Annotated in this window: 4 protein-coding genes; all 4 read left to right on the forward strand. The window is 71.0% G+C overall.

Annotation, left to right across the window (positions count from 1 at the left end; all coding sequences use genetic code 11):
* The first annotated feature begins 48 nt into the window (after window positions 1-48).
* Window positions 49-2793, forward strand: a complete 2745-nt coding sequence (locus KDM41_04195; GenBank protein ID MCB1182612.1) for an insulinase family protein — start codon at window positions 49-51, stop codon at window positions 2791-2793.
* 83 nt (window positions 2794-2876) lie between these two features.
* The gene (locus KDM41_04200) at window positions 2877-4958 is read left to right on the forward strand and encodes a hypothetical protein (protein ID MCB1182613.1); all 2082 of its coding nucleotides are present in this window, start codon (window positions 2877-2879) and stop codon (window positions 4956-4958) included.
* Window positions 4959-5037: 79 nt separating this feature from the next.
* Window positions 5038-6828, forward strand: a complete 1791-nt coding sequence (locus KDM41_04205) for a hypothetical protein (protein ID MCB1182614.1) — start codon at window positions 5038-5040, stop codon at window positions 6826-6828.
* Between the two features lie 98 nt (window positions 6829-6926).
* The gene (locus tag KDM41_04210; GenBank protein ID MCB1182615.1) at window positions 6927-8384 is read left to right on the forward strand and encodes an aminoacyl-histidine dipeptidase; all 1458 of its coding nucleotides are present in this window, start codon (window positions 6927-6929) and stop codon (window positions 8382-8384) included.
* Window positions 8385-8491: the final 107 nt, after the last annotated feature.

The raw sequence follows: 8491 nt of genomic DNA on the forward strand, positions 1-8491 counted from the left end.
CCCGCCGGGAACAACGGCGCCCCCGGGGGCGCGAGAGGACATGACGGCATGCGGAACCTGATGCGCGGATTGATGCTGGTGCTCACCCTGGCCGGGCTGGCCGGCAACTCGTTCTCGCAGGGGCGGGGCGGCGGCTTCGCGGGGGACTCCCTGGAACCGGCGATCCACCCGCTGGCGGAGAACGTGGAGATCCTGCGGCTCGAGAACGGGATGGACGTCATCCTGATGCGCAATCCGGGCCAGCCCATGGTGGGCGTCTACACCCAGGTGAAGGTGGGCTCGGCCTGGGAGGACTACCGCACCAGCGGCATGAGCCACATGCTCGAGCACCTGCTCTTCAACGGCAGCGACAAGTACACCCAGGAGGAGCTGTACGACAAGGCCGACCAGGCGGGTGCCTACAACAACGCCAACACCGCGCGCTTCTTCACCAACTTCATGATGGTCGTGCCGGCGGCCGCCCTCGAGACCGGCCTCGACCTGCAGTCGCAGATGCTCTTCCACTCGCTGATCCCGGCCGACAAGTTCGAGAAGGAGAAGGGCATCGTCGTCGGCGAGCTGGTGCAGGCCCGCGACTGGCCCGGACACGCCAAGGAGAAGGCCCTCGAGCAGGCGCTGTGGGAGGGTTCGAGCCTCGAGCTGCCCACCCTGGGCACCAAGAGCACCATCGAGCACATGGAGCGCGACGACGTCTACCAGTTCTACCGCAAGTGGTACGTGCCCAACAACATGGTGCTGACCCTGGCGGGGAATTTCGATCGCGACGAGGCCCTCGCGCTGCTCGAGACCTACTACGGCGGCGTGGCGCCCGGCACGGTCGAGCGCAGCCCGTTGCGGCCGGTGCGGCCGATCGAGAACGCCACCTCCGCCAGCCGCCGCGTCGGCGACGAGCGCGTGCTGGCCCTGGCCTTCGACGCGCCCAGCTACGGCCTGCCCGACTACTTCCCCTTCCTCGTCCTGACCAGCCTGCTCGACCTCGAGGGCACCGGCATCCTGACCGCCGCCCTGGACGACCTGCCCGCCGCCGAGCGTCCCGAACTGGCCACGTGGTGGGAGCAGTCGCCGGGCTTCGGGCGGCTGGTGCTCGAGTTCACCCTGCCCGAGGGCGTCGGGCCCGACGGCATCTACCGCCTGGTGCAGGACGCCCTGACCGGCGCGATGGAGATGGGCATCACCGGCGAGGACATCCTGGGCATCGTGCGCACCAGCGAGACCCACACCCTGCTCGAGCGCGAGCAGCTGCGCATGACGGGCATCTACACCGCCGAGCCCATCGTGCTCGGCGGCATCGACTTCTTCGTCTCGTTCCTGGACGGCCTGCGCGCCGTCACCGCCGAGGACGTGTCGCGCACCCTGGCCAACTGGCTCATCGATGCGCCGTGCCAGGCCGTGTACATCGAGCCGGCCGCAGGTGCCGCCGGTGGCGCGGGCGGCATGGCGGGCATGCGGATGCCGCCGGGCATGCAGATGCCGCCGGCCATGGCGGCGGCCATGGGCGGCAAGGAGGGGGGCGCAGCCGACAAGCCCGCCGCGCCGAAGCCCGCTGCGCCGGCCCCCCTGCAGGTCGACCGCTCGGAACTGGCCAACGGCGCCGTGCTCGTCAGCCAGACCAACCCCGACAGCCCCCTCATGGCCATCCACCTGGCGGTGAAGGGGCGCGCGGCCATCGACCGGGAGAACGCGGCGGCCGGCGCCGTCGATCTGGTCCACCGGCTCATCGGCGAGGGCTATGCGGGCTGCGACCGGGCCTGCCTGGCGCGACAGCTGCGCCGCCTGGGCGCCGTGGTGAAGGTCGTCGACGACGACCGCATCCCCATGGACAACTACTACACCACCGGACGCTTCAGCTTCGTGCGCATCGAGGCGACCGCGGCGAACGGTCCCGAGATCCTGGCCCTGCTGCTCCAGCAGCTGCAGTTCGCCTCGTTCACGGCCCAGGACTTCGCCCGCGTCCGCGACGAGCGCGTGGAGAAGCTGGAGCAGGAGAAGGCCAGCGCCCGCGCCACGGCCAACGGGCTGCTCGAGCAGGGGCTGTACGGCGACCACCCGCTGGTGATGGCGCCCGAGGGCACGCCCGAGAGCCTCGCCTCCCTCGACTTCAACCAGGTGCGCCAGGTGTACCGCAAGGCCTTCTCGCCGGACAACCTGGTCTTCGCGGTGGTGGGACCCCAGACCCACGCCGAGCTCAAGGCCGCCATCGAATCCGGCCTGCCCGGCCGCTCGCGCCCGGGCCCGACCCTGCCGGTGCCGCCGGCCACCACGGCGGGCGAGGAGCTCACGGCCACCGTCGGCGGCCAGATGACGGCCATCCGGCTCGGCGCGGTGCTCGACGTGGCGCCGGCCGATGCGGCGGCCCTCGAATTGACCGTGGCCATCCTCTCGGACCGCATGGCCATGGACCTGCGGGAGACGCGGGGGCTGAGCTACAGCGTGGGTGCGTCGCTCGACGTGACCGGCCCCGTGGCCGAATTCACGGCCTGGCTGAATCCGCCCCAGGAGCGGCTGGCGGAGGGGCAGGCGGCGATCCGCGAGTTCGTGGCCGGCTTCGACGCGGCGACCATCACCCGCGAGGAGATGGACAAGATCCGCTCGGCCCGCCGCGGCCGCCTGATGATGCGCCGGCTGTCGAGCATGGGACAGGCCTACTACCTGGCCATGGCCGAGCTCGACGGCGACATCGCGGGCTACCTGAACGGCCTGACGGCCTACGACGACCTGACTCTTTCCGACCTGCAGCGGGTCGCGGGCAAGTACCTCGCGACGATGCCCCTGGTCGAAGTGATCGTGAACTGAGCCACCCCGTCGCGGGGGCGGACGAGCCGCGGCCCGAGGGCCGCGGCCGTGCTGTCCGCCCCGCGTCCATCCGAGGAGTCGCCATGTCCCGTCCGCGTGCCCTCGTCCGCGTCCTCGTCCTGCTCGCCCTGCTGACCCAGCCGGCGGTCGCCGCCCGGGCCGAGGGCGTCGTGCTCGCCCACCGCGCCATCGTCACCTTCGACGTGCCCAACCACGGGGTCGTCATCGAGGACGAGGTCACCCTGCCCGCGGGCCTCACGGAACTGCGCCTCGGCGCCGGATTCACCATCGAGCGCATCACGGTCCTGGACAACGCCAAGGTCGATCCCCGCGTGGTGGTGGAAGAGGTCGACGACCCGGACGGTCCCTGGCAGCGCCTGGTCATCGACCGCATGGGTCTGCGCAACGGCGGCCTGATGATCATCCGCTATGGCGGCACCTTCCTCGAGTCGGTCGCCGACGTCGTCTTCTCGCGGGAGAACGTGGGCAACGAGATCACCGCCACGATCTCGGACGAAGGCGTGTACCTGTCGTCCGCGGCGGAGTGGCTGCCCCGCGTGGAGGGCGCCCTGGCCACCCACGAGCTGCACGTCACGACGCCGGTCGGCTTCGAGACCGTGACCCAGGGCGAGCGTCTCGTGCACCAGGTCGAGGGCGACCGCCTCGTCACGCGCTGGTACGCGCCCCATCCCAGCGACGGCATCAACCTCATCGCCAACCGCTATTTCGTGCACGAGGAGCCGGTGCGCGACGGCGTCGTCAGCATGACCTTCCTGCTCGAGGACGACGCCCGGCTGCGCGCGACCTACATGGAGCGCACCAAGGCCTACATCGCCATGTACGAGGAGATGATCGGGCCTTACCCCTACGCCAAGTTCGCCACGGTGGAGAACTGGTTCCCCACCGGCTACGGCATGCCGAGCTACACCCTGCTCGGCGGCACGGTGCTGCGCCTGCCCTTCATCCCGTACACGAGCTTCGGCCACGAGATCGCCCACAACTGGTGGGGCAACTCGGTCTTCGTGGCCGGCGAGGGGGGCAACTGGTGCGAGGGCCTGACCGCCTACTGCGCCGACTACCACTACAAGGAACTGGAGAGCGCGGAGGCGGCGCGGGAGTACCGGCGCAACACGCTGAAGGACTACGCCGCCTACGTGCGCGATCCGGCCAAGGACTTCCCCCTGACGGAGTTCGTGTCGCGCCACAGCGGCGCCACCCGCGCCGTGGGCTACGGCAAGAGCATGATGGTCTTCCACATGGTGCGGCGCGCCCTCGGCGACGCGAACTTCCTCAACGCCCTGCGCTCGGTCGCGGCCGACCACCAGTTCCGCGAGGCCGCGTGGAGCGATTTCATGGCGACCTTCGGCGAGGCGGGCGACCGCGACCTCGGGGCCTTCGCGGCCCAGTGGCTCACGCGCACGGGCGCGCCGCGGCTCGCGCTGGGCGAAGTCGGGTTCCGCGACGACGCGGTCGTCGTCGAGGTGACCCAGGACGAGCCGGCCTACGACCTGGACCTGCCCATCGTGGTGACCACGGCCGCGGGACCCGAGGAGCACATCGTGCATCTGGACGGCCCGCGGGGCCGCTTCGAGCTGCCGGCCCGGGACGCGCGCGCGGTGGCCATCGACCCGGACTACCAGATCTTCCGCCATCTGCACGCCGCGGAGGTCGAGGCGACCATCAGCCAGGTGCTCGGCGACGACGCGCCGGTCTTCACCGCCGGCCCCGGCGCGGCGCCGCTGCAGGCCGCGGCCCGCGAGTTCGCGGCGTCCTGGGCCGAGGCGGACGACGTGGCGGTGACCGACGACGGCCGGCCGGTCGCGGGCGATCACGCCACGATCCTGCTGAATCCGGCGCCGGAGGTGCTGCGCGGCCTGCTGCCGGCGGAGCTGAAGATCGCCGGCGGGCAGATCTTCCTCGGCGGGCGCCGCTACGCCGCCGCCGACTTCGACGTCGTGTTCGCGGCGGCCGATCCGCAGGATCCGGCCCGCACCCACCTGGTGGTGCTGTGCGGCGATCCGGCGCGCCTCGGCGGCCTGGCCGGACGCGTGAGCCACTACGGCAAGTACAGCTGGCTCCTGCTGCCGGCGGGGAACGGACGTCCCGAGCGCGGCAACTGGAGTCCGGGCGATTCGCCGCTGGTGGCGGTCCGGAACGCCAGATAGCGGGCCGCGCCATGGTCAACCCGCTCCGATCACACGATTTCCGCCCGATCCGGCCGTCCGGATGTGCTAGAATGGCGCCATGATCCACCGAGTCGACACGCCGTCGCCCGGCCCGCTGCTGCGCTCCCTGCTCCTGCTCCTCCTGCTGGCCGGGGTTTTCGTGCTGCCCACCGGCTGCAGCGACGACGACGATCCGGTCGGGCCCGGCAAGACGACCTTCGCCTGGTCCGAGGACCTGGCGCCGGAGTACACCCAGCGGGCCGTGTGGGGCCTGGCCACCAACCACTTCTTCGTGGCGAGCGAGCGGGGCGTGGTGCGCCGCTACCGCGACGGCGAATGGACCCAGTGGAACTTCGAGTACTTCCACAGCCTGCGCGCCATCTGGGGAACGGCGCCCGACCAGGTCATCGTGGTGGGCGAGAACGGCACCTGCCTGCACTTCGACGGCACCGACTGGACCTCCCGCTTCGGCGGCACCCACGGCGATCTGCTCGGCCTGTGGGGCCACGCGCCCGACGACGTCTTCGCCGTCGGCGAGAACGGGGCCGTCAGCCACTACGACGGCGAGTTCTGGACCGCCATGGACAGCGGCGTGGGCGAGACCCTGTACTCGGTGTGGGGCTTCGCGCCGAATGACGTCTACGCCGTGGGGCGGGGCGGCACCATCATCCACTACGACGGCACGGCCTGGACGCCCATGACCAGCGGCACGGTCAACGCCCTGGACAGCGTGTGGGGCCTGAGCCCCGACACCCTCTACGCCGTGGGCAGCCTCGGCACCATCCTGCGCTTCGACGGCAACACCTGGACCGACGAGAGCGGCGCCACCCTCGACCGGCTCTGGGCCGTGCGCGGCCTGCCCGGCGAACCGCCCGTGGCCGTGGGGGCCAACGGCACCTACCTGACCCGCGTGGGCGGCTCCTGGCAGGCGTCGACCATCGCCCGGGGCGACTACCTGTACGGCCTGTGGGACGACGGCGACAGCGCGCTGGTGCTGGTGGGCTACAACGGCCTGGTGATGACCCTGGCCGGTCCGGCCTGGCAGACCGTGAACCGGGGCCGCACCCACTGGCTGACCGACGTCTTCGCGCCCGACTGCAACACGGTGGTCGCGGTGGGCAAGGGCGGCGCCGTGCTGCTCGGCGAGGACGGCGGCTGGCTCGACATCGCTCCCGACGTGGAAGACGTGGACTACGCCGGCGTGTGGGGCGTCTCGGCCGACGACTTCTTCGTCGTGGGCTCGGGCGGCATCATCGCCCGCTACCAGCGCGGGCGCCCCTGGACCATCTGGGAGCTGCAGGAGCCGGTGAACCTCGAGGGCATCTGGGGCGCCGACAACGGCAACATCTTCGCCGTCGGCAGCGGCGGCGCCATCTTCCGCTTCGACGGCACCGTCTGGGAGCGCATGCCGAGTCCGACCACGCTCTCGCTCGCGGACGTCCACGGCCGCGGCGCCGGCGACGTCTACGCCGTGGGCCTCGGCGGCGTGGTCGTGCGCTTCGACGGGCTCACCTGGGAGCAGGTGCCGACCGGCGAAGCGACCTCGTGGTACGGCGTGTGGTCGCGTCCGGGCGGCGAGGTTATCGTGGTGGGGGCCGGCGGACGCATCCTGCACGGCACCGGCGACGGCGACGTGCCCTGGGAGGCCGGCGAGAGCGGCACCGCCTACACGCTGTTCGGCGTCAACGGCGGCGCCGACGGGCCCGCCTACGCGGTGGGCCTCAACGGGGTCGTGCTGCGCTACGAGGACGGCGCCTGGAATTTCATGGCGACCGGCGCGAACGACCAGCTGGATGCCGTCACCGTCGATGCATGCGGTGACCTGCACTGCGTGGGGTACTGGGGTCTCGTGCTGCGCTACGGCGACTAGTCGTGCGCCTTGACCGCGGCCGCCCCGTGTCCCACCTTCCTTGACCCGCGACGAACGGATCCGCACGCCCCGGATCGTGAACCCAGAAGGAGTAGCCCATGGGGAAGCTTGACAAGTTGCAGCCCGCCGCCGTCTGGCAGATCTTCGAGCAGATGAACGACATCCCGCGCGGTTCGGGCAACGAGACCGGCGTCATGACCATGCTGAAGGGCTGGGCCGACGCGCGGAGCCTCGCCTGGCGCGAGGACGCGGTCGGCAACCTCCTGATCGAGATCCCCGCGACCAAGGGCCTGGAGCAGGCCGCCCCCGTGCTCATCCAGGGCCACGTCGACATGGTGTGCGAGAAGAACGCCGCCACGAAGCACGACTTCACCGCCGACCCCATCCGCATGCGGATCGAGGGCGACTGGGTCACCGCCGAGGGCACGACCCTGGGCGCCGACAACGCCATCGGCTGCGCCATGGGTCTGGCCCTGGCCGACGAGAAATCCGTGGCCCACGGCCCCATCGAGGTGCTGCTCACGGTCGACGAGGAGCGCGGCCTGACCGGCGCGGCGGGCGTCCAGGCCGGCTTCTTCGCCTCGCGCACGATGATCAACCTCGACAGCGAGGAGGACGACGCGATCTTCGTCGGCTGCGCCGGCGGCCGGGACACGCAGTACACGCTGAAGAACAAGACGGCCCGCGCCCCGAAGAACGGCGGCGGCCGCAAGATCACCGTCATGGGCCTGAAGGGCGGCCACAGCGGCCTGAACATCCACGAGCACCGCGGCAACGCCATCAAGATCCTCACGCGGGCGCTGGTCGAGGCGTCCGAGCTGATGGAGCTGCGCCTGGTCGAGATCAACGGCGGCAGCATGCGCAACGCCATCCCGCGCGAGGCCGAGGCCAAGGTCGTGATCCCGAAGGACCAGGGCCGCCTCTTCAAGCAGACGGTCGACGCCTGCTTCGAACGCATCGCCCGGGAGGAGCTCGCCGGCATCGACGACGGTTTCACCTGGAAGGTGGCCGCGGTGCAGGCGCCGCGCTCGTTCGGCCTGGAGAGCAGCCGCGCCACCCTGGGCCTGCTGTCGGCCATTCCCAACGGCGTGACGGCCATGAGCCTGGACATCGCGGGCCTCGTCGAGTCGAGCACGAACCTGGGCGTGGTCAAGACCGACGGCACGAAGGTGTCGATCGTGTGCTGCAGCCGCTCGTCGGTGATGAGCTCCCTGGCCGAGCTCGTGGCCCAGCACCGCCAGATCGGCCTGCTGGCCGGCGCCGAGGTGGAGCAGCCCGAGGGCTATCCCGGCTGGAAGCCGAACATGAAGTCGAACGTGCTGGCCGTGACCCGCAAGAACTACCGGAAGGCCTTCGGCGTCGACGCCGAACTGCTGGCCATCCACGCGGGCCTCGAGTGCGGCCTGCTGACCGAGAAGTACCCCGACCTGGACATCGTCAGCTTCGGCCCCAACATCCGCGGGGCCCACAGCCCGGACGAGAAGGTGCAGATCTCGAGCGTGCAGAAGATCTGGAAGCTCTTCGGAGCCACGCTGGCGGATCTCGCAGGGGCCTGAGGCCCTGCCCAGGGACGCATCCGACGCCCGCGGGAGTTCTCGCGGGCGTCGCCTTTCCCCGAAAGTCGGCGCTTGTCCCCAAGTTATCCACAGGTCCGGCGGCGATC

The organism is bacterium (genome assembly GCA_020440705.1).
Classification (GTDB): domain Bacteria; phylum Krumholzibacteriota; class Krumholzibacteriia; order LZORAL124-64-63; family LZORAL124-64-63; genus JAGRNP01.